Origin of the sequence: Paraburkholderia diazotrophica (assembly GCF_900108945.1) — a bacterium.
Taxonomy (GTDB): domain Bacteria; phylum Pseudomonadota; class Gammaproteobacteria; order Burkholderiales; family Burkholderiaceae; genus Paraburkholderia; species Paraburkholderia diazotrophica.
Window position 1 is genome coordinate 98,059 of sequence record NZ_FNYE01000005.1, and the last position, 24,948, is coordinate 123,006.

At 63.8% G+C, this 24,948-nt stretch carries 22 protein-coding genes and 1 pseudogene; 5 read left to right on the top strand and 18 right to left on the bottom strand.

Annotation, left to right across the window (positions count from 1 at the left end; genetic code table 11):
• Positions 1-104: 104 nt before the first annotated feature.
• Positions 105-1,727 (bottom strand): ABC transporter ATP-binding protein, encoded by a 1,623-nt coding sequence (locus BMW76_RS08795; RefSeq protein ID WP_090864757.1) that lies wholly within the window; start codon positions 1,725-1,727, stop codon positions 105-107.
• Between the two features lie 268 nt (positions 1,728-1,995).
• Between BMW76_RS08795 and BMW76_RS08800 the strand changes: the two genes are divergently transcribed.
• Positions 1,996-2,925, top strand: coding sequence for a LysR substrate-binding domain-containing protein (locus BMW76_RS08800; RefSeq protein ID WP_087735332.1), 930 nt, complete (start codon positions 1,996-1,998; stop codon positions 2,923-2,925).
• A 58-nt stretch (positions 2,926-2,983) separates the two neighbouring features.
• Here the strand turns inward: BMW76_RS08800 and BMW76_RS08805 are convergent, their stop codons facing one another.
• Positions 2,984-4,393 (bottom strand): 8-oxoguanine deaminase, encoded by a 1,410-nt coding sequence (locus tag BMW76_RS08805; RefSeq protein WP_090864758.1) that lies wholly within the window; start codon positions 4,391-4,393, stop codon positions 2,984-2,986.
• A gap of 630 nt (positions 4,394-5,023) precedes the next feature.
• Here BMW76_RS08805 and uraH point away from each other — a divergent pair.
• Together uraH and BMW76_RS08820 are read left to right on the top strand one after the other, a co-directional pair.
• On the top strand, positions 5,024-5,377 hold the full coding sequence (gene uraH / locus BMW76_RS08810) for a hydroxyisourate hydrolase (RefSeq protein ID WP_090864759.1): 354 nt from the start codon (positions 5,024-5,026) through the stop codon (positions 5,375-5,377).
• 226 nt (positions 5,378-5,603) lie between these two features.
• Entirely contained in the window at positions 5,604-6,797 is a 1,194-nt protein-coding gene (locus tag BMW76_RS08820) for a urate hydroxylase PuuD (protein WP_090864761.1), read from the top strand.
• A gap of 526 nt (positions 6,798-7,323) precedes the next feature.
• On the opposite strand, the gene BMW76_RS08825 is transcribed toward BMW76_RS08820, so the two are convergent.
• From BMW76_RS08825 to BMW76_RS08870, 10 genes are all read right to left on the bottom strand, one after another.
• Positions 7,324-7,836 (bottom strand): ureidoglycolate lyase, encoded by a 513-nt coding sequence (locus BMW76_RS08825; protein WP_090864957.1) that lies wholly within the window; start codon positions 7,834-7,836, stop codon positions 7,324-7,326.
• Positions 7,836-8,846 carry an allantoicase gene (gene alc, locus BMW76_RS08830; protein WP_090864762.1) on the bottom strand — a complete coding sequence of 337 codons (1,011 nt, stop codon included), beginning with the start codon at positions 8,844-8,846 and terminating at the stop codon, positions 7,836-7,838. The genes BMW76_RS08825 and alc overlap by 1 nt, the downstream gene beginning before the upstream one ends.
• A 188-nt stretch (positions 8,847-9,034) precedes the next feature.
• On the bottom strand, positions 9,035-9,556 hold the full coding sequence (gene uraD, locus BMW76_RS08835; protein WP_090864763.1) for a 2-oxo-4-hydroxy-4-carboxy-5-ureidoimidazoline decarboxylase: 522 nt from the start codon (positions 9,554-9,556) through the stop codon (positions 9,035-9,037).
• On the bottom strand, positions 9,553-10,506 hold the full coding sequence (gene puuE / locus BMW76_RS08840) for an allantoinase PuuE (RefSeq protein WP_090864764.1): 954 nt from the start codon (positions 10,504-10,506) through the stop codon (positions 9,553-9,555). The genes uraD and puuE overlap by 4 nt, the downstream gene beginning before the upstream one ends.
• A 155-nt stretch (positions 10,507-10,661) precedes the next feature.
• Positions 10,662-11,546, bottom strand: coding sequence for an aspartate/glutamate racemase family protein (locus BMW76_RS08845; RefSeq protein WP_090864765.1), 885 nt, complete (start codon positions 11,544-11,546; stop codon positions 10,662-10,664).
• Between the two features lie 43 nt (positions 11,547-11,589).
• Entirely contained in the window at positions 11,590-13,086 is a 1,497-nt protein-coding gene (locus BMW76_RS08850; RefSeq protein WP_090864766.1) for an NCS1 family nucleobase:cation symporter-1, read from the bottom strand.
• A 379-nt stretch (positions 13,087-13,465) separates the two neighbouring features.
• On the bottom strand, positions 13,466-14,182 hold the full coding sequence (locus BMW76_RS08855; RefSeq protein ID WP_090864767.1) for a GntR family transcriptional regulator: 717 nt from the start codon (positions 14,180-14,182) through the stop codon (positions 13,466-13,468).
• A gap of 334 nt (positions 14,183-14,516) precedes the next feature.
• A complete protein-coding gene (ldcA, locus tag BMW76_RS08860; RefSeq protein ID WP_090864768.1) occupies positions 14,517-15,443 on the bottom strand; it encodes a muramoyltetrapeptide carboxypeptidase in 927 nt (308 codons plus the stop codon).
• Between the two features lie 35 nt (positions 15,444-15,478).
• Positions 15,479-16,084: a tRNA adenosine(34) deaminase TadA gene (gene tadA / locus BMW76_RS08865; protein WP_090864958.1), complete on the bottom strand. Its 606-nt coding sequence runs from the start codon at positions 16,082-16,084 to the stop codon at positions 15,479-15,481.
• A gap of 98 nt (positions 16,085-16,182) precedes the next feature.
• The gene (locus tag BMW76_RS08870; RefSeq protein ID WP_090864769.1) at positions 16,183-16,584 is read right to left on the bottom strand and encodes a DnaJ family domain-containing protein; all 402 of its coding nucleotides are present in this window, start codon (positions 16,582-16,584) and stop codon (positions 16,183-16,185) included.
• Between the two features lie 281 nt (positions 16,585-16,865).
• Here BMW76_RS08870 and BMW76_RS08875 point away from each other — a divergent pair, with 281 nt between their 5' ends.
• Positions 16,866-17,549, top strand: coding sequence for an outer membrane lipoprotein (locus BMW76_RS08875; RefSeq protein ID WP_090864770.1), 684 nt, complete (start codon positions 16,866-16,868; stop codon positions 17,547-17,549).
• A 332-nt stretch (positions 17,550-17,881) separates the two neighbouring features.
• Here the strand turns inward: BMW76_RS08875 and BMW76_RS42760 are convergent.
• The 4 genes and pseudogenes from BMW76_RS42760 to guaB form a co-directional block, all read right to left on the bottom strand.
• A pseudogene (locus BMW76_RS42760) lies at positions 17,882-18,407 on the bottom strand (2'-5' RNA ligase family protein); the annotation flags it as partial.
• Between the two features lie 219 nt (positions 18,408-18,626).
• Positions 18,627-20,210 carry a glutamine-hydrolyzing GMP synthase gene (gene guaA / locus BMW76_RS08885; protein ID WP_090864771.1) on the bottom strand — a complete coding sequence of 528 codons (1,584 nt, stop codon included), beginning with the start codon at positions 20,208-20,210 and terminating at the stop codon, positions 18,627-18,629.
• A 263-nt stretch (positions 20,211-20,473) separates the two neighbouring features.
• Positions 20,474-21,247, bottom strand: a complete 774-nt coding sequence (locus BMW76_RS08890) for a hypothetical protein (protein WP_090864772.1) — start codon at positions 21,245-21,247, stop codon at positions 20,474-20,476.
• A gap of 6 nt (positions 21,248-21,253) precedes the next feature.
• Complete coding sequence (guaB, locus tag BMW76_RS08895) at positions 21,254-22,714, bottom strand: IMP dehydrogenase (RefSeq protein ID WP_090864773.1); 1,461 nt, start codon at positions 22,712-22,714, stop codon at positions 21,254-21,256.
• 285 nt (positions 22,715-22,999) lie between these two features.
• On the opposite strand from guaB, the gene BMW76_RS08900 reads away from it, so the two are divergent.
• Positions 23,000-23,986, top strand: a complete 987-nt coding sequence (locus BMW76_RS08900) for a DMT family transporter (RefSeq protein ID WP_090864774.1) — start codon at positions 23,000-23,002, stop codon at positions 23,984-23,986.
• 187 nt (positions 23,987-24,173) lie between these two features.
• Here the strand turns inward: BMW76_RS08900 and BMW76_RS08905 are convergent, their stop codons facing one another.
• Both BMW76_RS08905 and BMW76_RS08910 read right to left on the bottom strand, forming a co-directional pair.
• A complete protein-coding gene (locus tag BMW76_RS08905) occupies positions 24,174-24,506 on the bottom strand; it encodes an RnfH family protein (RefSeq protein WP_090864775.1) in 333 nt (110 codons plus the stop codon).
• Positions 24,503-24,940, bottom strand: coding sequence for a type II toxin-antitoxin system RatA family toxin (locus BMW76_RS08910; protein WP_090864776.1), 438 nt, complete (start codon positions 24,938-24,940; stop codon positions 24,503-24,505). The genes BMW76_RS08905 and BMW76_RS08910 overlap by 4 nt, the downstream gene beginning before the upstream one ends.
• Between the last annotated feature and the right edge of the window lie 8 nt (positions 24,941-24,948).

The following is a 24,948-nucleotide window of genomic DNA, read 5'->3' on the forward strand; positions in this document are numbered from 1 at the left end:
GATGGGGTATCTGCGGTTTGATGCAGGCTCGCGTGAGACGCGTCGAGTCGTGCATGTGCCGATTGAGTGCGCCGTTATGCATGCGCCTCGTCATTCATGCACTGTCATGCATGCGCCGGTTGACCGGCAGACGGCGGCGCGCCTTCGCGATCACCGAAGAGACCGGCCATCCAGCGGCCGATTTCTTCCGCGTTCGTGTCGCCCGTCTTGCGCGACGGCGACAGACGCCCGCGCGCCAGCACAGCCAGGCGATCGCAAATGTCGAACAGTTCTTCGAGCTCCTCGGAGATCACCAGAATCGCGACGCCGCGCGCCGACAGATCCAGCAACTGCTGCCGGATGAACGCGGCCGCGCCGACGTCGACGCCCCATGTCGGCTGCGCGACGACGAGCACCTTCGGCGCCTGCAAAATCTCGCGCCCGACGATGAACTTCTGCAGATTGCCGCCCGACAGGCTCTGCGCGAGCGCGCCCTCGCCGCCGCAGCGCACGTCGAAGGCTTCGATGCAGCGCGTCGCGAACGCCCGCATCGCGCCCGCATTGATCCAGCCCGAGCGGACCATCTGCTGCCGGTGCGCCGTCAACAGCGCGTTCTCCGCGAGCGACATCGCGGGGACGGCGCCGCGTCCCAGACGCTCTTCGGGCACGAACGCGAAGCCCAGCTTGCGGCGCGCGGCGGCGCCCAGCTTGCCGGCGGGCTTGCCGCAGATCGTCACGGCATCCGCGCGATGGCCCTTGTTGGCCTTGTGTTCGCCCGACAGCGCGGCGAGCAGTTCGGCCTGCCCGTTGCCCGACACGCCTGCGATGCCGAAGATCTCGCCCGCATGCACGCTGAAGGACACATCGTCGAGCGACGTGCCGAACGGATCATCGCTCGACGACGACAGATGCTTCACGTCGAGCAGCACGTCGCCCGGCGTGTGCGCGCGGCGTTCGTAATCGGGCAGCGAATGGCCGACCATCAGTTGCGCCAGCGACGCTTGCGTTTCTTCGCGCGGCTTCACGTGGCCCGTCACCTTGCCGCCGCGCATCACGGTCGCCGTGTCGCAGAGCTCCTGGATTTCGTCGAGCTTGTGGCTGATGTAGAGAATGCTGCAGCCCTCCGACGCGAGACGGCGCAGCGTCTCGAACAGCTTGCGCACGGCTTGCGGCGTGAGCACGGAAGTCGGCTCGTCCATGATCAGCAAACGCGGGTTCTGCAGCAGGCAGCGCACGATCTCGACGCGTTGCCGCTCGCCGACCGTGAGGCTGTGCACGTGACGCTGCGGATCGATGTCGAGCCCATAGTCCGCCGACACCTCGCGGATACGTTTGCCGAGCGCCTTCAGATCGAACGGTTCGTCGAGCGCGAGCGCAATGTTTTCGCCGACCGTCAGCGTCTCGAACAGCGAGAAGTGCTGAAACACCATGCCGATGCCGAGCTTGCGCGCGGCAGCGGGACTCGCGATCTCGACGGGCTGTCCTTCCCAGCGGATTTCGCCTGCATCCGGCCGCACCGCGCCGTAGATGATCTTCATCAGCGTGCTCTTGCCCGCGCCGTTTTCACCGAGCACCGCGTGGATTTCGCCGGGCGCGACAATCAGCGTGACGTCGTCGTTGGCGCGCACGGCGGGATACTGCTTGCTGATGCCCGTGAGCGCGAGGCGCGGTGTGGCGCCGCCGCTACGGTTTGCGCCGCTTGCGTGTGCGCTGCCGCCCGTCGGGCTGACTGAAGATGTGTCGCTCATGTTGTTCCGTATTACGCGTGATGCCGCCAGCACGCGGCCTGACGCGTTTCCCCGATTGAATCGCCCGCCTGGACGCGCGTGTCGTGGTGCCGCAGCCGGTCGACGATACCGAAATCGACCCCATCAGTCGAGCCGCCAAAATTCCCGCAGAGCCGCGCCACTGCACGGTTTGCGGGTATCCCTCCCTTGACGGTCCCTTATCTCTATATTAAAACGCATATAGCCCCACACTAGTTCGATCAGCCTGAACATATATTTCGGAGAAGTCATGAGCCAACAACGCGAGGCGATCGACACTTACCTACTGCGCGTCTTGCACACTCTTTTGATGGAGCGCAGCGTCACGCGCGCCGCCGTCAAACTGAACCAGTCCCAACCCGCCATCAGCGCCGCGCTGCGACGGCTGCGCGACATCACCGGCGATCCGCTGCTCGTGCGCGGCAAATCCGGCATGGTGCCGACCGAGTACGGACTGCGCCTGCTCGAACCCGTCCAGAATGCACTGCGCGAGATCGAACGCATTAAATTTCAGCAGCACAACTTCGACCCCGCTACGTCGATCCGCTGCTACCGGATCGGCTGCCCGGACTACCTAAACGTGCTGTTCGTGCCGACTGTCGTCGAGCGCTTCCGCCAGGCGGCGCCGAACGCGACACTAGAGTTCCACTCGCTCGGGCCCGCGTTCGACTATGAACTGGCACTCGAGGACGGCAAGCTCGACATCGTCGTCGGCAACTGGCCGGAACCACCTGAGCAGCTGCACCTGTCGAATCTGTTCGTCGACCAGATCGTGTGCCTGATGAGCAACACGCACCCATTCGCCCGGCGCGGCGGCCTGACGCTCGACCAGTACCTGAACGCGCCGCATCTCGCGCCGACGCCCTATTCCGTCGGCCAGCGCGGCGCGATCGACGTCCATCTGGCCCGCGAGCGCCTGAAGCGCCACGTCGTCGTCACGCTGCCGTACTTCAACCTCGCGCCTTACGTGCTGATCAAGTCGGACCTGATCTTCACGACGACGCGCCTCTTCGCCGACTACTACGCGAAGTTCCTGCCGCTGACCGTCGTGCCCGCGCCGCTCGACTTCCCGCCAATGCAGTATTACCAGTTGTGGCACGAGCGCGTGCACTACTCCGATGAAGTGCGCTGGTTGCGCAGCCTCGTCGCGGAGGCAACTAAAACGCTCGTCGACAAGTGAAGCGCGACGAAGTAAGCACTATGTTGCAGGCGGCGGTTGCCAAACCGCCGCTTTGCTTTTAAGCGGCACTTTCGTACAGCGACTTCGCAAGGCGGTTGTGCCGTTCGATCACGGGGCCGAGGTCCACCGTCGTCAGCACGCCGTCCTTCACTACGATTTTTCCGCCGATCACGCTCGTCGATACCTGCGACGGCGCACAGAACACGAGCGCCGCGACGGGATCATGCAGTGCGCCCGCAAAAAGCGGCTGACGCAGATCGAACGACACGAAATCCGCGGCCATGCCGGGAGCCAGCGCGCCGATATCGTCGCGGTTCAGCACCTTCGCGCCGCCGAGCGTCGCGATTTCGAGCGCTTCGCGCGCGGTCATCGCGTCGGGCCCGAAACCGACCCGCTGCAGCAGCAACGCCTGGCGCACTTCGGCGATCATCTGCGCGCCATCGTTCGACGCCGACCCGTCGACGCCCAGCCCGACGGGCACGCCCGCCAGCCGCATCTTCTTCACGGGCGCGATGCCCGACGCGAGCCGCATGTTCGAGCACGGACAGTGCGCGACGCCCGTTCCCGTGCGCGCGAACAGGCCGATGCCGGCATCGTCGAGTTGCACGCAGTGCGCATGCCAGACGTCGCGGCCGATCCAGCCCAGGTCCTCGGCATACTCGGCCGGCGTCATGCCGAACTTCTCGCGGCTGTATGCAATATCGTTCACGTTCTCGGCGAGGTGCGTATGCAGCGACACGCCGTAATGCCGCGCCAGTGCAGCCGATTCGCGCATCAGATCGCGGCTCACCGAAAACGGCGAGCACGGCGCAACGACGACACGCAGCATCGCGTAGCGCCCTTCGTCGTGATACGCCTCGATCAGCCGTTGCGTGTCCTTCAGGATGTCCGCTTCGCTTTCGACGACAGAATCGGGCGGCAGGCCGCCGTCCTTCTGTCCAACACTCATGCTCCCGCGGCTTGCATGAAAACGCATGCCGATGCGGCGCGCGGCGACGATGCTGTCGTCGAGACGGCTGCCGTTCGGATAGATGTACAGGTGATCGCTCGACGTCGTGCAGCCTGAGAGCAGCAGTTCCGCCATCGCCGTCAGCGTCGAAATCTCGATCATCTCCGGCGTGAGATTCGCCCACACCCTGTACAGGTTCGTCAGCCAGCCGAATAGCTCGGCGTTCTGCGCGGCGGGAATCGCGCGCGTCAGGCTCTGATACATGTGATGGTGCGTGTTGACGAGCCCGGGAATGACAAGATGCCCCGACATGTCGAGAATTTCGTCGGCCGTGTCCGGCAGTTCCGCGGTCCTGCCGACGGCGACGATCCGGTGGTCTTCGATATAGAGGCCGCCGTCGCGCACTTCGCGCCGCTCGCCGTCCATCGTCACGAGCACGTCTGCGTGCCGGACCAGCATCGTCTTGCCGCGCTGGCCGGTTGTTCGCGTTGCGCCCGTTGGGTGGGTTTGCATCGTCATTCGTTTCTCCAGTGCCGCCCTGTCCGCCGCCTCGCGATGCCGCTGTCGCTGCATTCGGCTGCATAGGATTGCATGCCGTCGGTTTCTGCTGCATCGAGCTGCACGCGATCATTGTCCGCGGCAGTCCGGGCGAGTGCAAAAGTCGTTCGAACGCGATGTCGCCGGCACGCCACCGTGCCGCCGCGTCCCGTTCGAACGCCGTTGGCCCGGTTACCCGGCGCGCTCCGCCGTCTTCGGGATGCACGGCCGCGCCGTGCATGGGCGTAACCTTCGTGCAACAAAATTGCGCTGGCAACTCGGGCGGTTGCGATACCCGGATTCACGCAGTGCATATAGTCGGTATTTTTGGTGCCGGTACGATCGAGCAAGCACTCGAGCAAGCGCAGCCATACCGTTCCGGAATGCACTCGACTGCCTGTGCAGAGGCAGTCAACGGGCCGTCATGCGGCAGCGATTATCTTTCCTATCGCTCGCTCTCGCAGATGAACAATGTTTCTACAATGGATGTCACGGCGCTCGCTTCAATCCGCCGACGGGTATGTAGCCACTGACGTGGAGCCTCGATCCGCCGCAAACTGTGATGGATCGGGCCGCCGCTGAAACCTCGCATCTACACAAGGACAATCGCGAATGGGCAAGCTCACTACCCACGTGCTGGACACGGCAAACGGCCGTCCCGGCGCCGATATCAAGGTCGAACTGTTTGCGCTTTCCGGCGACACGCGCCGCGCGCTCAAGACCACCATCACCAATCACGATGGCCGCTGCAACGAGCCGCTGCTCGAAGGCGATGCACTGACTGTCGGCGAATATGAACTCGTGTTCCATGCGGGCGACTACTTCGCGTCGGTCGGCACCGAAGTGCCGGAGCCGCGCTTCGTCGATCGTGTCGTACTGCGTTTCGGTATCGCCGATGCAGGTGCGCATTATCACGTACCGCTACTGGTGTCGCCGTGGTCGTACAGCACCTATCGCGGCAGCTGACGCGGAACGAAGCCGCGCAGCGTACACGTGCGCATGCGTTTCGCCGATGACATGGAGACATTCGCGAAGCGCAAGGCGGATAGACGCGGTCCATCAGTACCCGAGTTCATCTTATTGTCGTTGCATGCACTGAACCCCTCGCGGACATGCAGCGGCGCAACAGCATCGCATTGCGCGCAGTACACGAGATGCTGCGCGAACAACGAATCAGGAGTGGAGGAGTTTCATGGAAGGCTTTATTACCGACTGGCTGAATCTCGCGATTCGCTGGTTTCACGTGATCGCCGCAATCGCCTGGATCGGCGAGTCGTTCTATTTCGTCGCTCTCGATAACAGCCTGAAGCCGCCTACGGACCCGAACCAGCGCCGGCGCGGCGTGTTCGGTGAACTGTGGCACGTGCACGGCGGCGGCTTCTACAACATGCAAAAGTACACCGTCGCGCCGCCGGAGATGCCCGACGACCTGCACTGGTCGAAGTGGCCGTCATACACGACGTGGCTTTCCGGTTTCGGCCTCTTCACCGTGCTGTACCTGTTCGCGCCGAACACGTATCTGATCGACAAGAACGTGCTCGATATGGGCCCCGTCGTCGCGATCTTCTCGGCACTCGGCTTCCTCGCGGCAGGCTGGATCGTCTACGACTCGCTGTGCCGCATCCTCGGCAACAAGGACAAGCTGCTCGGCATCTGCGTCGGCATCTACGTGCTGATCGCTGCCTTTCTCGCATGTCACATCTTCGCGGGCCGCGCAGCGTATCTGATCATGGGCGCGATGCTCGCGACGATCATGTCGGCGAATGTGTTCTTCGTGATCATTCCCGGCCAGCGCAAGATGGTCGACGCGATGCTCAAGGGCGACACGCCGAACCCGATCTACGGCAAGCGCGGCAAGCAGCGCTCCGTGCACAACACGTACTTCACGTTGCCCGTTGTGTTTGCAATGCTGTCGAACCACTACGCGATGACGTACACGCATCCGTACAACTGGGCAGTGCTCATCGTGATCATGCTGGCAGGCGCGCTGATCCGCCAGTTCTTCGTGATGCGTCACCGCGGCCAGGTGCTGTGGTATCTCCCTCTCGCCGGCGTTGCGCTGATGTTCGGCGCGCTGTTCTGGACGATGCCGAGGCCGGTCGTGCCCGTCGCGGAAGCTGCGAATGCGCCCGTCGTGAAGACGGCCGATATCGTGCCCGTGCTGCAGCAACGCTGCGTCGCGTGCCACTCCGCGCATCCGACGCTGATGGGCAGCGCGCCCGCCGGCGTGCTGCTCGATACGCCCGACGAAATTTCGATGAACGCGCAACGCATCTATCAGCAGGCTGTGACGCTCAAGGCAATGCCGCTCGGCAACGTCACGCACATGACCGACGGCGAACGGCAACAGATCGCCGCGTGGTTTCAGGGTGGCGCAGTGAAATAACAGACGAGGTGTCGATGACGGGCGCGAGCCCGTTTCTTCGAGGTTGGCGGGCTGTTCGCGCAAGCGGCAGCCCGTCTTCTTTGCGCCTGGCAACTGCACTGGACCGCATGTTTGCGTGCGGATGAATCGATGCCGGCGTGTTCGCAACCCAACGCGAGAGCATGCGCATTTAGCAGGTGTTTTGCAGCGTTGCGTCTATAAGCTGGATGCTGCCGATTGTGCCCCCTCGCGCTTCAATAGTCGGCAAATCGCTTCGGAGCAAAGCCTGCTCGAAGACTACCTGCTCGCTCTGTTCCGCGAAGAATTTTCATTGCGCCCAATGCGCAACGCGACACATCGTCAGCCGCTGCGTAGCCCGAAGAAGAGCATGCCGTTCAAAGGCTCGTCGAACTCGAAAGCAATCGACGCGGCGGGTCCCTCCGATCCCAAACCCGCCAACAAAATAGCCCATCGCGGACATTCATCCGCGATGGGCTATTCCCTTATTACCCAAGCACCGCGTACGATGCGATGCATGCCACCACACTCAAACCGCTACAGCGCTCAACGCCTCTTCAGTAAGCCACAGCGAAGCCCTGAGATCCTGCTCGTTGAGATTGAGTCCTTCGCCGCCGCGATCGACAACGATGAAATCGCTCACTTCACCCAACGCGATCAGCGGATGGTGCCACACGCCCTTCGCGTAGTTCACGCCCTGCCAGCCGCTCGTGACGAATGCGCGGACCTTCGGCTCATCGAGTGCGCCGACCGGCGCGACCACGACGAGATACGGCTTGTCGTTCAACGGAATGAACGCCTGGCTCCCGAGCGGATGGCGTTCGACCATCTTCACTTCGAACGGCAGGACCCGCGGCTGCCCGCGAAACAGATTGACGAGCGTGCGGCCGTCCTGATCGGCGACATCGACTTTCGCGAGATCGTGATAACGGATCGTCGTACCGAGGTTGATCGGAATCTGCTTCGCGCCTTCCAGCTCGATCACGTCGCCGAACGGCGCGAACGCTTCGCGTGTCAGCGGTTCGATGGCGAGTGTCTTCATCATGCGAGCGTGCCCCACAGACGCAGACGCGACACACCTCCGTCCGGAATGATGTTGAAGCGGACATGCGTGACAGGGCCGAGCGCAGCAATCTCGCTTTCGAAGAAATGCTGCTTGTCCATCTGCAGCTTCTGTTCGCCGAGCAGCACCGGCCAGAACATCGCCTGCGTGATCAGCGAGCTGTCGGTGCCGCCCGTCACATAGGCGGCCTGGAGCGAACAGCGATCGGGAAAGTTGCCCTTGAAGTGCGCCGTATCGACTTCGATCTTCTTGATGATGCCCGGCTGCGCGAGCGCGACGATCGCCCAGTCGTTGCCCGGCTCGCGGCGTCGGCGCGTTTCCCAGCCGTCACCCATGTTCACGCCGCGGCCCGGCATCAAGAGCGTCGACGCAGCGCCGAAGTGCTGATTGTTCGCGGCAACCAGATACGCGCCGTTTTCCATCGCGGCCAGATCGAACAGATCGGTGCGGCTCGCGCCCGCCCAGTCGACTTGCGGCTGACCGTACACGCGCAGGCGCGCGATGCCGCCGTCCGGATAGATGTTCACGCGCAAATGCGTGTACGCGTTCGTGTTGTCCACTTCGATGTAGTGGTGGCTATTGCCTTGCAGCGTCGTCGACGGAACGATCTCGGTCCATTGCGTCGACTGGTTCGGCGCGCCATCCGTCACGCGTGCCGCTTCCACCGATGCCGCCGGCGGAAAGTTGCCCGTGAAGTGGCTCGTATCGATGTCGAGTCCCTTGATGACGCCCGGACGCGCGAGCTTCACGATGCACCAGTCGTAGCCCGTCGTGCGCTTGCGGCGCGTCTCCCAGCCGTCCATCCACTTGCCGTGCTCGTCGTACTTGCCTGGGATGAAGACGGCGGGCTCCGGATTCAGCATGCGCTCCTTCGGTGCGAAGAAATCGTCGCTGGATTCGAGCGCTTGTGCGCCAAGACGCGGGTCCGCGAGATTCACGAAACGGCGGGTGAATTCGGGTGCGTTGGGATCGAGAATCGGGAGTGCCATCTTTGTCGTCCTTACTATCGGGTTGTTGCTTTGTGTGGGTGCGTCGTGTGGGTGCGTCGTGTGGGTGCGTCGTGTGGGTGCGTCGTGTGAGTACGTCGTGTGAGTACGTCGTGTGAGTACGTCGTGTGAGTACCTTGAGCGCGCGTCGCGCTTCCGGCGCATTGCCGGGCGCGCCGCGAGCGCGACGCTCACGCGCTGATCAGATCGTCGAGACGGAACCGCGCGATGCGATAGATCTGGTCGAGGCTCGCGCGCAGTTCGTCGGCGCGGCTGTTGCTCACACGCGATTCGAAGTTCGCGATGATCCCGTGCCGGTCATAGCCGCGCACGGCGAGAATGAACGGAAAGCCGAATTTCTCGCGATACGCCGCGTTCAGCCGCAGCAGCGTGTCGAACTCTTCCTGCGTGCATTGATCGAGGCCGGCGCCGCTCTGCTCGCGCGTCGATTCGGCCGTCAGCTCGCCGCGCACGGCCGCCTTGCCCGCGAGTTCCGGGTGCGCGTTGATCAGCGCGAGCTGCTTCGCTTCGCCCGCTGTTTCGACGGCATTCGACATCGTCTTGTGCAACGTGTCGATGCTCTCGTAAGGACGCTGCGCGGCCGCCACTTCTGCGACCCAGGGCGAGTGCTCGAAGATGCCCGACAGCGCCGCGACGAACGCGTCGGTCGAGATCCTGTTCAATTGGTCGAGTGTGTATTGCATCGCCTTCATGCCGCAGCCCCGCGGTTGTCCTGTGATTGATAGGGGTGATGCTCGCGCCAGTGACGCGCGATATCGACGCGCCGCGAGACCCAGACGCGCTCGTGCTTCTCGATGTGATCGAGAAAACGCTGCAGCGCGCGAAAGCGCCCAGGGCGGCCGAGCAGACGGCAATGCATGCCGATCGACATCATCTTCGGCGCTTCGTCGCCCTCTTCGTAGAGCACGTCGAATGCGTCGCGCAGATACGTGAAGAAATGGTCCGCGGTATTGAAGCCTTGCGGCGTCGCGAAGCGCATGTCGTTGGTATCGAGCGTGTACGGCACGATCAGTTGCGGCATCTTCGCGCCGCCCGTCACCTCGACGTCCATCCAGAACGGCAGATCGTCGCCGTAGTAGTCGGAGTCGTACAGGAAGCCGCCGTATTCGGCCACGAGGCGGTGCGTATTGGGACTGTCGCGGCCCGTGTACCAGCCGAGCGGCCGCTCGCCCGTCACGCGCTCGATGGCCTCCATGCCGAGACGCATGTGCTCGGCTTCGCGCTCCGGCGACATGTCCTGATAGTGAATCCAGCGATAGCCGTGACATGCGATCTCATGGCCCAGTTCGACGAACGCGCGCGCCACTTCCGGATGCCGTTCGATCGCCATGCCGACGCCGAACACCGTGAGCGGCAGGCCGCGCTTCTCGAACTCGCGCAGGATGCGCCATACGCCCGCACGCGAACCGTATTCGTAGATCGACTCCATGCTCATGTGACGCGACGGATACGCCGCCGCGCCGACGATCTCCGACAGAAACTGTTCCGATCCCGGATCACCATGCAGCACGCAGTTCTCGCCGCCCTCTTCGTAGTTGAGAACGAACTGGACCGCGACGCGCGCGCGTCCTGGCCAGTCAGCCTGCACGGGATGACGGCCGTAGCCGACCAGGTCGCGTGGATAGTTCGAATCGAGTGACATGATGTGAGTGACGCAGCGGTTGACGTGAGCGGTTGCAAGTCTGCGCCGGCGGACGTCGCGAAAGCGGAGAAACGCGCTACGGCAGGGCCGGCAGGGTTGAACCAGTGTAGCGAAAACACCCGGGTGCGCCCATACACCCGGGCAGATAGTGCGTGTCAGACGGAATGTATGTGCGGCGCAATATCGGCGGCGGGGTCGGCACGCAACGCGCTCGCGTTGACCCGCAGCAGCGCGCCGTGGGCGCCCGTCGCGGCATTCGCGTCGGGCGCGGCTGGTTGTCCACATGCCGCGTCGGCGGGTGCGTCACCCGTCGGACTGAAGCGTGCGAGCTCGCCGTCATAGCGCTTTGCGAGCGGTCGTGCATAGTCGCCGCGCTTGGCCGTTGCGAGGCGCAATGCGACGAGCGCCTCGACCCACTTGACGGCAGCCGTCACGCCCTCGATCACGGGCGCGCCCAGTGCGTCTTCGATCTCCGCGCACAATTCCGCCATTCCCGCGCAGCCGAGCACGATCGCATCCGATCCGTCCTCGTCGAGCGCGCGACGACATTCGTCGAGAATGATGCGCCGTGCCGCCGAGCCGGGCTGATCGAGCTCGAGCACGGCGACATCGGTAGCGCGGACGTTGCGACAAAAACGCTTCATGCCATAACGCTCAGCCAGATGCCAGGCCATCCCGCAGGTGCGCGAGAGCGTCGTTACCACCGAGAAGCCGGGCGCGAGCACGCTCGCGGCATGCATCGCTGCTTCCGCGATGCCGATCACCGGGCCGCGCGCCAGTTCGCGCGCCGCATAGAGGCCAGGATCGCCGAAACACGCGATCACGTAGCCGTCGAAGCCCTCACGCTCGCCCGCTTCGACTTCCGCCAGCAGCCCCGGCGTGGCGAGCGCTTCGTCGTAGTAGCCTTCGATCGACGGCGGGCCCATCGTCGGGCTCACCGCCACCAGCTCCGTCCCCGGCGACACGACGCTGCGCGCACAACGGCCCATGGCCTCCGTCATCCGTTGCGTCGTGTTCGGGTTGATCAGTTTGATACGCATGTCAAGAACTCCTGTTGCACCTTTGATGAACTGTCATGCGCGTTCATGCACTGCGTTGCAGCTTACGGGCAAGCACGCTGTAGAACACGGCACCGAGTCCCGCGCCGATGAACCACGAGAAGTTCGCCAGACCGTCCAGCGACGGCACCATCACGCAGATCACTGCTATCAGTGCAGCCGGCAGCAGCGCGGCCACTGCACGATAGTTCACGCCCTTGTGATACCAGTACGCGCCCTTCTCCGACACCGTGTACAGATCGTCGAGCACGATCTTCTGACGCTTCACGAGGAAGAAGTCGACGATCAGGATGCCGTACAACGGTCCGATGAAGCTGCCGAGCACATCGAGCGTGTAGTGGATCACGGCCGGGTTGTTGAACAGGTTCCACGGCGTGATGAAGATCGACGCGACGGCAGCGAGCATGCCGCCTGCGCGCCAGCTGATGAGCTTCGGCGCGACGTTCGAGAAGTCGAATGCAGGCGACACGAAGTTGGCGACGATGTTGATGCCGATGGTCGCGATGGTGAACGTCAGTGCGCCGAGAATCACGGCCGTCGGATAGTCGATGCGGCCCACCGTTTCGACGGGATCGGTGATGAGCTCGCCGAACACGGGCAGCGTCGCGGCCGTCGTGATGACCGTCACCAGCGAAAAAGCGAGGAAGTTGACGGGCAGGCCCCAGAAATTGCCGCGCTTGACGCTGCGAAAGCTCTTGCCGTAGCGCGAGAAGTCGCCGAAGTTCAGCATCGGGCCCGAGAAGTACGACACCACCAGCGAGATCGCCGTGATCATTACGGGGATCACTTCCATGCCGTGATACTTCACACCGCCCAGGTTGATGCCGATGTTCTGCCAACCTGCGCGCCACACCATGTAGCCGGCCAGGATGAACATCACGACATACACGGCCGGACCGGCGAAGTCGATGAACTTCTTGATCGTCTCCATGCCGTTCCAGAACACGAATGCCTGCAGCACCCACAGCAACATGAAGCCGGCCCAGCCGATCGTCGACAGTCCCATGAAGCCGTGATGATGCACATCCGCGTATGGCAGGAGCTGCGGGAGGAACTTGAGCACGACGATGACGAGCGCGCTCGATGCAAGATACGTCTGAATGCCATACCACGCGACGGCAATGAGCCCGCGGATCACGGCAGGAACGTTCGCACCCAGCACGCCGAACGTGGCGCGGCATGCAACGGGATACGGCACGCCGTTTAGCTGACTCGGCTTCGCAATCATGTTGCACAGCAGGTTCACGATCGTGATGCCGACGAGCAGCGCGATCAGCACCTGCCAGCTCGTGAGCCCCAGCGCGAACAGGCTGCCCGCGAACACATAGCCGCCGACGCTATGCACGTCCGACATCCAGAACGCGAAGATGTTATAGGCGCCCCACGTCTGATGCTTCAACGGTGCGAGGTCTTCGTTGTACAGACGCTCGCTGTAGCCGGCCGGAAGCGCGTGACCGCTTGGCGCGCCGCTCTCGTAATCGGGAATTGCCGAACTATCCGGTGCTGCACTGAACTGAGCCATGGATTCCTCCTAAGGTGGGAACGTCGACGGGGATCGACGAACATTGCATCGTGTATGCCAGGCGCGCGACGGGCCCATCATGTGGGTCGTGCCGATGCGCAGCGTCTGCACGTTGCCGCGGGTGTCTCCGTACTTACGTACTTGTTTTGATGGCCCGGCAGGCTTTCCGCGAATGCCTGCAAGGCTTTGCCGCGTCGGCATGGCCGCCTGATGAGCAACCACGCCTTACGGTCTTTCGGTCTCGATGCGCGCCGGGTGCGGCTCGTATCGGTTCATGTCCCGGTCGGCCTGTCGGCCGACTTTGTGATCAAACACAGTTCATTTCAGTGCAGCGCGCACCGCCTGCAAGCGCCGGCGGGCGTCACTCATGCACTTTGATTCAGCCGGCGACGACCTTAGGCACACGCATGCCGAATACTTCATGCAGATCGGTGCCACCGCTTGCCGGCCGGTCCAGCATCTTCAACTCGACGCTCTGCAGATGGCGCGACATCAGCGCGCCCGCCGTCTTCGCATCGCCCGCGTCGATCGCCGCGAGAATCGCTTCGTGATCTTCGAACGAACAGGGGCTGCGGCCGAGCGATTCATAAAGCGCCGAAATCAGCGTCGAACGCGCGACCAGGCCGTTCAGGCAATCGCACAGCACGGTGTTGCCCGTCAGCGAAGCAAGTTCCGTATGAAACTCGCCCGACAGCCTGATCCATGCCGGGAAGTCGCGCGACTCGAACGCCCTGCGCTCGCGGGCGATCATCCCGCCGATGCTCCTCAACCGGCGCGAGCCCTGGCCGGCGCAAATCTTGTCGACGACGGCCAGCTCGATGATCCGGCGCATCTCGAACACTTCATGCACTTCCTGCAGCGACGGACTGGCAACAAACGCGCCGCGGTTCGGCTCCAGATCGACGAGGCGGTCGGTGGCCAGCAGGGCCAGCGCTTGCCGGATCGGTCCGCGCTTGACGCCGAACACGTCGCACAACTGCGCTTCCGTCAATTTCGCGCCGGGCGCAATCCGATGCTCGAGGATCGCGGCGCGAATGCGCTCGGCGATCGCTTCGGGTTTCGTGCTGCTCGCGGCGGCGTTGGGTGTCTCTGACATGATGAGCGTGGTGTTATGGCGTTCATCTTAGGGCGGACATAAAAATTGTCAACAATCTAAGCCGCCAATTTTCGACAATTTTGGTTTGGACTGACGTGCTCGTAACTACCCAAATCGAGCTCTGTCGACCGTCCTGCGCGGCTGAGCGACCAGCCGCGTCGTTCGATGTCCTCCTTCTCTGATGGGATTTTGTCAACAAAATTTGCGGTGACTGCAGGCGTGCAGCGATTCGTAGGCGTGAAATGAATAAGACCGTTAGTTGCATCTGGTGGACAAAACAAAAGGCGAGTCGCCTCGCCTTTCTCCGATGCAATGCGCCGCCTTGCCGCGTCCCTTACCCGAGCACTGGGTGTCCGGACACCGTTAGCTTGAATCCATGCGCCCCCGCGACGAGATGCGCCGGCGCGCCGACGGGCAGCGTCACCATGTCGGGGATGTGGCCGAACGGCAGGCCCGTCACGACGGGAATGCCGATCACCGACCTCACCTGCGCGATCATCGCGTCAAGATCGTAGCCGTTGTCGTAGTCGAACGGCTTGCCCCCCGAAAAGTCGCCGAACACGAGCGCCTGCTGCCGCTCGAGGATACCCGCGAGATGCAGTTGATAGATCAGGCGCTCGATCCGAAACGGCTGCTCGTTGACATCCTCGACGAACAGGATGCCGCCCTCGACAGGCGGCATATACGGCGAGCCGACCAGCGACGCCAGCACAGCCAGATTGCCGCCCCACAGCGTGCCCTTGACGTCGACGGCCCGCGCTTGGGGGAGCGTGCTCGAAATCGTGTAGGTATCCGAAGTCAGCGCGTGCCAGAAGTGCTTCATCGTGAAGTCGCTGACGGTTTCCGCGCCGAAATCGACCGCAAGCATCGGGCCGCCGAAAGTCGTCACGCCCGCCTGCGCCAGCAGCGCCAGCTGGAGCGCGGTGAAATCGCTGTGGCCCACGAACGCGATCGGCTGGTCGCGCAAGCGGCGTTGCAGCCCCGCGTAGTCGAGCCCGTGCAGAATGCGCACGGCGCCGTAGCCGCCGCGCACGGCGAGCACGATGTCGGGCAGCTCGCGCGATGGGTCCGCGAGCCGGTTCAGCTCCGCTGCGCGTTCGCCGTCGGTGCCGGCAAAGCGCTGGTAACGCCGCTGCGTCGCGCCGACGTTTTCAACGTGGTGCCCTTGCGCGCGCAACCGTTTCAGCGCGAGATGAATTGCGCTCGGATCGTGCGGATAGCCCGAAGGCGCGATCAGTTCGATGGTGCGATGCGTGGCCATATCGGGCTGTTGTTCTGTTGACGGAAATTGGTGTCTTAGAGCGGTTCGGACGCGCCAGGTTCGCCGTCGCGCCCGGCCGCGGCGCGCCTTTCCCGCGCAGCGCGCCGGCGGTCTGCGAAGAACGAGCGCAGCGCATCACCGCATTCGTCGTCGAGCACGCCGCCGATCACGGTCGTGTGATGGTTCAGCTGAGGATTTGCAAACGCATCGACCACGCTGCCGCATGCACCCGTCTTTGGATCGCGTGCGCCGAATACGACGCGCGCGATGCGCGCATGCATGATCGCGCCCGCGCACATCAGGCAGGGTTCGAGCGTCACGTAAAGCTCGCATCCCGGCAGCCGATAGTTGCCGAGCTTTTGTGCGGCGGCGCGCAGCGCGGCCATTTCGGCGTGCGCGGAAGGATCGTGTCCGCTGATCGGGTGATTGAAGCCCTTCGCGATCACTTCATCGCCGCGCACGAGCACCGCACCGACGGGGACTTCGCCCGCGGCGCGCGCTTCATCGGCGGCGGCCTGTGCGAGGCCCATGAAGTGGAGATCGCGTTCGGAGACATTGGTGCGTTCTGCGGGAACGGCGGCTTCGGCATTCGAAGCATTCGAAGCACTCGAAGAAGCATTCGAAGCGGCCCTGGAAGGCACGGCAAGCGGCGGCCGCGTGCCCGTTTGATCGACGGCCGGCTGGACGGGCGAACCGGCGGGCAAATCGGTTTGCGACGCGGAAGGATCGGCGTCGGTGCTCACGCCGGCCCCGCATCGGCGGCCGGGTCGTCAGCGGCGCGCTCCGAAAGACGCTCGGCGATCCGCCGGCAGTACTCGCGCGGCATGATGAGCGGCCCGCCGCGCAACGATTCCAGCGCCATGTCGAGCGCCAGCATCTTTGCCTGCAGACGGCAACGGGTCGACCGGTCGCTGACGGCATCCAGTTCGTTCTGCAGGTCGCGCAGCGCCCGCAACTGTTCGACTGCCGGCGGCACAAAGCCCGCATTCTTCAGAATGCGGTTCGCGATTCGAACCTCTTCGGGCACCAGTGCGTCGTCGTCGAGCGTCTGGGGCGCGCCGGCTCCCGGCAAATCGTCGAACTCGCCGCGCGCGGCCGCGGCGGCAATCCGTTGTTCGACAAGTGCATCAAGCAATTTCATTTGCAATCCACTACGTTGCGGCTCGGGCATTTTATCAGGAGCCGCGAAATGCATTTGTCAGACGCCTAGAGTATGCAATCAGGTCTTAAGAAATTTCCTATGGATGGCGTTCGGCATCGAAATATGGTTGTCGATTTCCTGCCTGAGTGTTCCGATCGTGCGGTCGTTTTTCTCCGACGCGCAATTTACACACTGTTACGCAGGACGCGGCTCAATAACGACGTGCGCTTCCCTATACTCGTCGCCGTCCACAGCTGGTGGCGCCACGACAATCACGCAACATGACCCACTCCCGTTTTGCCCGCCCTCTCGTCCGAACGTCGCTGATCGCATTCTGCGTAACGCTACCGCTTGCCGGCTGTGTTGTTCCCGGCAACGCACCCTATGGTTCTGCTTACGGTTCGTCGTACGCCACACAACCGGCGTATGGGCAACCGGCGTACGCCCAACCGGCTTACTCGCAGCCTGGCTATTCGCAGCCGGGTTACGCGCAGCCGCAGTATCAGCAGCCCTACGCGCAACAGCCGCAATATCAGCAACAGCCCGCGTATGGTCAATCCGACTGGCAGGACGGCCAGAATCAGGGCTATCAGCAGCCGCAGCAGGGCTACGGATACGGCGAGCAATACGGCATCGTCTCGTCGATCCAGCCGCTGGCCAATCCCGGTGCCGTGACAGCGGGTGGCGTCGCGGGCACGGTGATCGGCGCCGTCGTGGGCGGTGTGATCGGCAACCAGTTCGGACACGGTCACGGGCGCGATGCGGCGACGGCGATCGGCGTGCTGGGCGGCGCTGTCGCGGGCAATCAGCTTGGACAGCAGGCGGGCGCGTCGTCGCCGGGCGGCTACCGGGTTTCCGTGCAATTGAATGACGGCTCAATGCGCGCTTTCGATGTCGGCGCACCCGGCGACCTGCATCCCGGCGACCGCGTGCGCATCGCGGGCAACCGGCTCGATCGCTATTGATTCACCGATGACCCGTGCGCGCGGGTGACGTCGGGCGCGCGCGATGCGCATGCAACGCGCGCAATGTCCCACTGGCGTACCACGCGAACCAATTGCCGGGCCGCAACCCGGCGTCAGGCGTGTCCCGGTTCGTAGAACATCGCAAACAGTGCCGACTGCAAGCGACAACACGAGCTTCGCGTGCGCCGCTTTTTTCCAGCGTGAGCAGAGTGCAATCAGCAGTCTTCATGTGTTGGAAAATCGGCTTCCAGCACTGCTGCCGACAGGGCTCAGACGCCGCAGCCCCTCAGCGGCCAGCGCCCTTTTACGTCGTAGCGCGTCTTGCCGAGTCAGCTATCAATAAGGACAAGTTCGCGCACGGTCCAGGTGATCGGTCCAATCGCGTGCGGATCGAACCTGCCCGCGCCGTACAGCAACGTGAGGCGGGGCGTGACACGCGCGCGCGAAATACGCAGACCTGCCCCTCTGAGCGTGTCGCCAAGTCCTCGCTGAAGGTGGATCAATTCGTCCAGCCCGGCGCTCCCCGTCAGCCCCAAAGGCCGATGCCCCTGCCGCCCGTTGAAGCTTGAGGCCCGATCGAGCGTCGCGCCGAATGGCAGCACGTCAATGCCTGTCGCTGCGGCGCATGCGCGCGCGACAGCTACCCCGGCACACGCGCAAAGTCGCCCAGATGGTGCAGCGTGATGTGCAAGCGCTCGGTATGCAGCAGCCTCGCCTTGACACGCATCTCGGACCGCGGCCATCCCGCCATGTCAGCAGTGCACGCAGCGGTGTCTGGATCGGGCATCGCGACAAACAAAAGCGATGTGTCGGAGCGAGTTGGGGCGCCTCGAATCCTGGTAGTGTAAGTCGGGTCACAGCAGCGTCGCAGGTACGCCGGTGAGGGAAACATCCCTGATCGTCAACCAGATGACGGCCGCTCGCCGCACAAGAAACAACGCCCGGCAGATGTCCTCCTGCCGGGCGTTTGAATCACGTGATGCTGTGATCAGATATTGAAGAACAGCTTCTCGACACCACCGTCGGGCGTGTTCTGCTGACACGCTTCGAACGTGTAGATCACCTCGCCGCTGAAGTTCACTCCCACTCGATCGTCGCAGGCGGCTTGCCCGAAATGTCGTACACGACGCGATTGATGCCGCGCACTTCGTTGATGATCCGGTTCGACACATGGCCGAGCAGATCGTGAGGCAGATGTGCCCAGTGCGCCGTCATGAAGTCCAGCGTCTGCACGGCGCGCAGCGCGACGACGTACTCGTACGTGCGGCCATCGCCCATTACGCCGACGCTCTTCACAGGCAGGAACACCGCAAAGGCCTGGCTCGTCAGGTCGTACCACGACTTGCCCGTTTCCTTGTCGATGAACGTGCGCAGCGTCTCGATGAAGATCGCGTCCGCGCGGCGCAGCAGGTTCGCGTAGTCGCGCTTCACTTCGCCGAGAATCCGCACGCCTAGGCCCGGGCCTGGGAACGGATGGCGATACACCATCGACGGCGGCAGGCCCAGCTTCACGCCCAGTTCGCGCACTTCGTCCTTGAAGAGTTCGCGCAGCGGTTCCAGCAGCTTCAGGTTCAGCGTCTCCGGCAGGCCGCCGACGTTGTGGTGGCTCTTGATCGTGTGCGCCGCCTTCTTGCCCTTGCCCGCCGACTCGATCACGTCCGGATAGATCGTGCCTTGCGCGAGCCACTTCGCGTCCGTCAGCTTGTCGGCCTCGGCCTGGAACACTTCGACGAATTCCGCGCCGATGATCTTGCGCTTCGCCTCGGGATCGGTCACGCCCTTGAGCTTCGACATGAACGCTTCGCTTGCGTCGACGTGGATCACTTTGACGCCGAGGTTATCCGCGAACATCGACATCACCTGCTCCGCTTCGTTCAGGCGCAACAGGCCATGATCGACGAACACGCACGTCAGCTGATCGCCGATCGCGCGATGCAGCAGCGCCGCCGCCACCGACGAATCCACGCCGCCCGACAGGCCAAGAATGACGTGCTCGTCGCCGACCTGCTTGCGGATGTTTTCGACGGCTTCGTCGATGTAGTTGCCCATTTCCCAGTCAGGCTTCGCGCCGCAGATTTTCAGCACGAAACGCTCGAGCATCGCGCGGCCCTGCACCGTGTGCGTGACTTCCGGGTGCCATTGCAGGCCGTAGAAGTGGCGCGCTTCATCCGCCATTGCGGCGATCGGGCACGATTCCGTCGATGCCATCAGCTGAAAGCCCGTCGGCATTTCCAGCACCTTGTCGCCGTGGCTCATCCACACCTTCAGCATGCCGTGGCCTTCGGGCGTCGCGAAGTCCTGAATGCCATCGAGAAAGCTCGTGTGGTTGCGCGCGCGCACTTCCGCATAACCGAACTCGCGCAGATGGCCGGTATCGACCTTCCCGCCGAGCTGCTCGGCCATCGTCTGCATACCGTAGCAGATGCCGAGCACGGGCACGCCCGCCTCGAACACCGCTTGCGGCGCGCGCGGCGTGTCGGTCTCGGTCACCGAGTTCGGGCCGCCCGACAGGATGATGCCCTTCGGCTTGAATTCGCGGATGAATTCGTCGCTGACGTCGTGCGGATGGATTTCCGACAGCACGTGCGCTTCGCGGATGCGGCGTGCGATCAGTTGGGTGACTTGCGAACCGAAGTCGAGGATCAGGATCTTGTCATGCATGGCAGCGGACGGAATTTAAAAAGAACGGATAGGGAAAGCCGCGCGAGTCGCTTCGCGACCGGGCGGCGTGGTATTCAAAACGGACCGGTTCAACAGGCACAAGCGCGGACACAAGCGGTCGCGCTGGCGGCATGACCGCATCGCGATGAAGCATCGTCGACGGCATCCCGGCGCTGCACTCGCAGCGGTGCCGCTCCATCGGCAAAAGGCCTGCGCGCAGACGGATTCCGGTTGTTTCGGCAGAGAGCGTGTCGCGTCGCGGATCAGCCATGAAACGGAGGCCGTGGCGTGCCGGACTTCCCTTCGGCCGCGGCGCGCTCCCGCGCGGCGGCTTCTTCGTCCGCTGCGGCTGCACGCTCGCGTGCAAGCGCGTCTTCACGCGATCGCGTCGCAGAAGTGCGCGGCGGCGCCGTCAGATCCGACTCGACAGGATGGCCCGTCGCGGGACTCACAGGAGACACTGCGCTCCCAGGAAGCGTCGTTCCGGGCATCGGCTCGACCGCATGCGACCCGCCCGCCGGATAGACGCCATCCGGGCGCGCCGCGTCGCGCTCGCGCTCGGCCTTGCGCGCTTCGTTCGCTGTGTCGCGAGCGGCCACGCGCCCGGCACGCTCGGCAGCCGCCGTGCCCGCCAGTCGATCGCGCCGGCGTACGGCGCTCGCCAGCCTCACGCCACCCAGGCCGACGACGAGCAGCACCGCGCCCGTCGCGACCGCCACCAATTGATCGAGACCCGACAGCGACGGCGTGTGCAGCCCGACCAGCCAGATCAGCATCAGCACGCCCGTCAGCCAGTTCACATGGCCGACGACCTTGGCCACCGTCGCCGTCATCGCGCCGTCGATCGACGCATGCAGCGCAAGCCACGCGAGTCCGATCAGCGCGATGCCGAAGCCTTGACCAACCAGCACAGGGTCCGTCTGCGACAGCTGCAGCGCGTCGTACAGTGATTTCCACGGCGTGAGCAGGAAAAGCAGCCCGGACGCCAGCAGTATCAGAGCATCGATGATCAGTACGGCACGCAGCAGCGGCTTCATCGGCGATCAGTCCACGTGGTAGTTGGGCGCTTCCTTCGTGATCTGCACATCGTGCACGTGCGATTCGCGCATGCCCGCCGCCGTGATTTCGACGAACGCGGCCTTCTCGTGCAGTTCGTCGATCGTGTTGCAGCCGCAGTAGCCCATGCTTGCGCGCACGCCGCCGATCAGCTGGAACAGGATCGCGCCGACCGAGCCCTTGTACGCGACGCGGCCTTCGATGCCTTCGGGCACCAGCTTGTCGATGTTCGCGGAGTTGTCCTGGAAGTAGCGGTCAGCCGCGCCGTCCTTCATCGCACCGACCGAGCCCATGCCGCGATACGACTTGTACTGGCGGCCCTGATACAGGAACACGTCGCCCGGCGACTCTTCCGTGCCAGCGAACATGCTGCCCATCATCACGGCGTTCGCGCCCGCGGCCAGCGCCTTGCTGACGTCGCCCGAGAAGCGCACGCCGCCGTCCGCGATCACGGGAACGCCGGAGCCCTTGAGCGCCGCCGACACGTTCGCGATCGCCGAGATTTGCGGCACGCCGACACCCGCGACGATACGCGTCGTGCAGATCGAGCCCGGGCCGATGCCGACCTTCACGCCGTCCGCGCCGTACTCGACGAGCGCCTTCGCTGCGTCGGCCGTCGCGATGTTGCCGCCGATCACCTCGACGTGCGGGAAGTTCTTCTTGACCCACTGGACGCGTTCCAGCACGCCCTTGCTGTGGCCGTGCGCCGTATCGACGACGATCACGTCGACGCCCGCCTGCACCAGCAGCGACACGCGCTCTTCGTTATCCGCGCCGACGCCGACGGCGGCACCCGCGCGCAGCTTGCCATGCTCGTCCTTACAGGCGTCCGGGTGCTCCGTCTGCTTCGTGATGTCCTTCACGGTCATCAAGCCGCGCAGTTCGAATGCGTCGTTGACGACCAGCACGCGCTCGAGGCGGTGGCTGTGCATCAGCGCCTTCGCTTCGGCGAGCGGCGTGCCTTCCTTGACCGTCACGAGGCGCTCGCGCGGCGTCATGATGGTGCGCACGGGCTCATCGAGGCGCGTTTCGAAGCGCAGGTCGCGGTTCGTCACGATGCCGATCAGTTGCGAGCCTTCGACGACCGGGAAGCCCGAAATGCCATGCTGGCGCGACAGGGCGATCACGTCGCTCACCTTCATCTGCGGTGGAATCGTGATCGGATCGCGCACGACGCCCGATTCGAAACGCTTGACCTTCGCGACTTCGCGAGCCTGTTCGGCCGCCGTGAGATTCTTGTGGATGATGCCGACGCCGCCCATCTGCGCCATTGCGATGGCGAGGCGGGCTTCCGTGACGGTGTCCATCGCGGCGGACACGAGCGGCATATTGAGGGAGATCTTGCGGGTCAGCCGGGTTTTCAGGCTGGTGTCGCGCGGCAGAACGTCGGAGAAGGCCGGGACGAGGAGCACGTCATCGAACGTGAGTGCTTTTTGGATCAGACGCATGGCAAATCCTATAGGCGCAAAAGCGAATTATACGCGATACATCCCCGGTTTTCACTGCGCGAACAGTCAGTTAGCGAAATTGTTCAACGTTTTTTCGCATCGAGCGGCGGCCGAATTTCGCTTCCGCGTTCGGCTCGCTTTCGATCCAGTTTCGTTTGCTCATTCGAGCGCGCGAGCTTTCGCCAGCATAGTTGCCATGCCCGCAAAGTGCAGAATCGAACAAGACGCAGGCGCTTGCGGCCCGCTATGCTTCGCACACTTTCAGTTTTCGATTCGAGGCAGGCGATGCAGCGCGGCGTGGTGTACGGGATGTTCGCGGGAGCGTTATGGGGCATGGTCTTTCTGGTGCCGCGCCTGCTGCCCGATTTTTCGCCCGTGCTGCTGAGCGCGGGCCGCTACGTGATGTACGGCGTGGTATCGCTCGTCGCCGCGTTGCCGTCGGCGCGCTCGCTGCTGCGCCGTCTCACACGCGAGGACCTGAACGCGCTCGTCAAGCTCGCGCTCACGGGCAACCTGCTCTACTACCTGCTGCTGACGGGTGCGGTTCACCTCGTCGGCATTGCGCCGTCTTCGCTGATCGTCGGCGTGCTGCCCGTCACGGTGACGCTGCTCGGCCGGCGCGATCACGGCGCAGTGCCGCTCGCACGGCTCGTATGGCCGCTCGCGCTCGTCGTCGCGGGCATCGCGTGCATCAATATCGATGTGTTCAGCGCGTCGGGCGCTACATCGGGGGCCGGCTCGGTGTTGATTGCGACGAAGCTGGTGGGAATTGCCTGCGCGGTCGGCGCGCTCGCCTGCTGGACGTGGTTTGCCGTCGAAAACGCGCGTTATCTGCGGCGTCAGACGCATTTCAGCGGCAACGAATGGTCGGTGCTGTGGGGCGTCGTCACGGGCCTGCTCGGCGCGCTGCTGTGGCTCGTCGTCGCGCTGCTGCCGCCCGCAGCCGTCGATACCTCGCACGTCGATACGCGCTGGCATCTGTTCTGGCTGTTGAATCTGGGGCTCGCGTTCGGTGCGTCGTGGCTCGGCAACGGCCTGTGGAACGCGGCGTCCAAGCGCCTGCCGCTGACGCTATCGGGCCAGCTGATCGTGTTTGAGACGCTGTTCGCGCTGCTCTACGCGTTCATCTACGACCATCGTATGCCGCGTCCGCTCGAACTGGCGGCGATCGTGCTGCTGGTTGCGGGCGTCAGCTGGTCGGTGCGCCAGCACGCCGGCGACGATTCGGACCGCTCGACGCTCGAAGAAAACGCCCAGGCGGCTGTGCATTGAACGACGCGCGGCAGTCGGCCCTTGACAAGAAAAACCACGCCTGGCACTCCGCCCTCGACCAGGCGAGAGAAACGACGCAAGGCACACGGACGTCGAGAGGACATAAAAAACGGCGCACCGTGCCACACGGTGCGCCGTTTGACGTTCTTTCGCTGCTTTTATGGTCTTGCCTCGGCGTGGCCTTGCGTCAGCGCGAATCCTTGGGCAGCCACTTGCGGCCCTCGACCGACCCTTCCCTGCGCGATTTCTCGACACGCCGCTGCCGCGACACCTTCGGATCGACGATCAGCGGCCGGTAGATCTCGACGCGATCGTGATCCGCCAGCACGGCGTCGAGCGGCTTGAGCTTGCCGAACACGCCCGTCTTCTGCTTCGTCAGATCGATCTCGGGATGCCGCGTGAGAATGCCGCTCGCGTCGATGGCCTGCCGAAGCGTCGCGCCTTGCGGCAGTTCGAGCTCGATCAGCGTCTGCTCGTCAGGCAGCGCGTAGCAGACTTCAATGGTCAGATTCGCGCTCATGCCTTGCCGTAGCGCTGGTCGGCGCGCTTCACGAACGATTCGACGAAGGTGTTCGCGATATGGTTGAACACCGGCCCAATGATCTTTTCCAGCAGGACGCTCGTGAACTCGTAGTGCAGCGCGAATTCGATCTTGCATGCGTCCGCGCGCAGCGGCGTAAAGCGCCAGTAGCCCGTGAACTTGCGAAACGGACCGTCCGCGAACTCCATGTCGATGCGCGTGGGACGCTCCTGCGTGTTGTGCGTCGCGAAGTGCTGCTTGATGCCCTTGAAGTTGATGTCGATCTTCGCCTCCATCAGATTTTCTTCCTGGCGGCGAATCTCGACGCCGCCGCACCACGGAAGAAAATTGGGGTAGTCGGCGACATCGGTGACGAGGTCGAACATCTGTTCCGCCGAATGGCGTATCAACACGGTTTTCTGGACATCTGCCATAAATTGAA

Coding starts and splice junctions, on each gene's coding strand:
- BMW76_RS08795 (WP_090864757.1), bottom strand. CDS start 1,727: ATGAGCGACACATCTTCAGTCAGCCCGACGGGCGGCAGCGCACACGCA.
- BMW76_RS08800 (WP_087735332.1), top strand. CDS start 1,996: ATGAGCCAACAACGCGAGGCGATCGACACTTACCTACTGCGCGTCTTG.
- BMW76_RS08805 (WP_090864758.1), bottom strand. CDS start 4,393: ATGACGATGCAAACCCACCCAACGGGCGCAACGCGAACAACCGGCCAG.
- uraH (WP_090864759.1), top strand. CDS start 5,024: ATGGGCAAGCTCACTACCCACGTGCTGGACACGGCAAACGGCCGTCCC.
- BMW76_RS08820 (WP_090864761.1), top strand. CDS start 5,604: ATGGAAGGCTTTATTACCGACTGGCTGAATCTCGCGATTCGCTGGTTT.
- BMW76_RS08825 (WP_090864957.1), bottom strand. CDS start 7,836: ATGAAGACACTCGCCATCGAACCGCTGACACGCGAAGCGTTCGCGCCG.
- alc (WP_090864762.1), bottom strand. CDS start 8,846: ATGGCACTCCCGATTCTCGATCCCAACGCACCCGAATTCACCCGCCGT.
- uraD (WP_090864763.1), bottom strand. CDS start 9,556: ATGAAGGCGATGCAATACACACTCGACCAATTGAACAGGATCTCGACC.
- puuE (WP_090864764.1), bottom strand. CDS start 10,506: ATGTCACTCGATTCGAACTATCCACGCGACCTGGTCGGCTACGGCCGT.
- BMW76_RS08845 (WP_090864765.1), bottom strand. CDS start 11,546: ATGCGTATCAAACTGATCAACCCGAACACGACGCAACGGATGACGGAG.
- BMW76_RS08850 (WP_090864766.1), bottom strand. CDS start 13,086: ATGGCTCAGTTCAGTGCAGCACCGGATAGTTCGGCAATTCCCGATTAC.
- BMW76_RS08855 (WP_090864767.1), bottom strand. CDS start 14,182: ATGTCAGAGACACCCAACGCCGCCGCGAGCAGCACGAAACCCGAAGCG.
- ldcA (WP_090864768.1), bottom strand. CDS start 15,443: ATGGCCACGCATCGCACCATCGAACTGATCGCGCCTTCGGGCTATCCG.
- BMW76_RS08870 (WP_090864769.1), bottom strand. CDS start 16,584: ATGAAATTGCTTGATGCACTTGTCGAACAACGGATTGCCGCCGCGGCC.
- BMW76_RS08875 (WP_090864770.1), top strand. CDS start 16,866: ATGACCCACTCCCGTTTTGCCCGCCCTCTCGTCCGAACGTCGCTGATC.
- guaA (WP_090864771.1), bottom strand. CDS start 20,210: ATGCATGACAAGATCCTGATCCTCGACTTCGGTTCGCAAGTCACCCAA.
- BMW76_RS08890 (WP_090864772.1), bottom strand. CDS start 21,247: ATGAAGCCGCTGCTGCGTGCCGTACTGATCATCGATGCTCTGATACTG.
- guaB (WP_090864773.1), bottom strand. CDS start 22,714: ATGCGTCTGATCCAAAAAGCACTCACGTTCGATGACGTGCTCCTCGTC.
- BMW76_RS08900 (WP_090864774.1), top strand. CDS start 23,000: ATGCAGCGCGGCGTGGTGTACGGGATGTTCGCGGGAGCGTTATGGGGC.
- BMW76_RS08905 (WP_090864775.1), bottom strand. CDS start 24,506: ATGAGCGCGAATCTGACCATTGAAGTCTGCTACGCGCTGCCTGACGAG.
- BMW76_RS08910 (WP_090864776.1), bottom strand. CDS start 24,940: ATGGCAGATGTCCAGAAAACCGTGTTGATACGCCATTCGGCGGAACAG.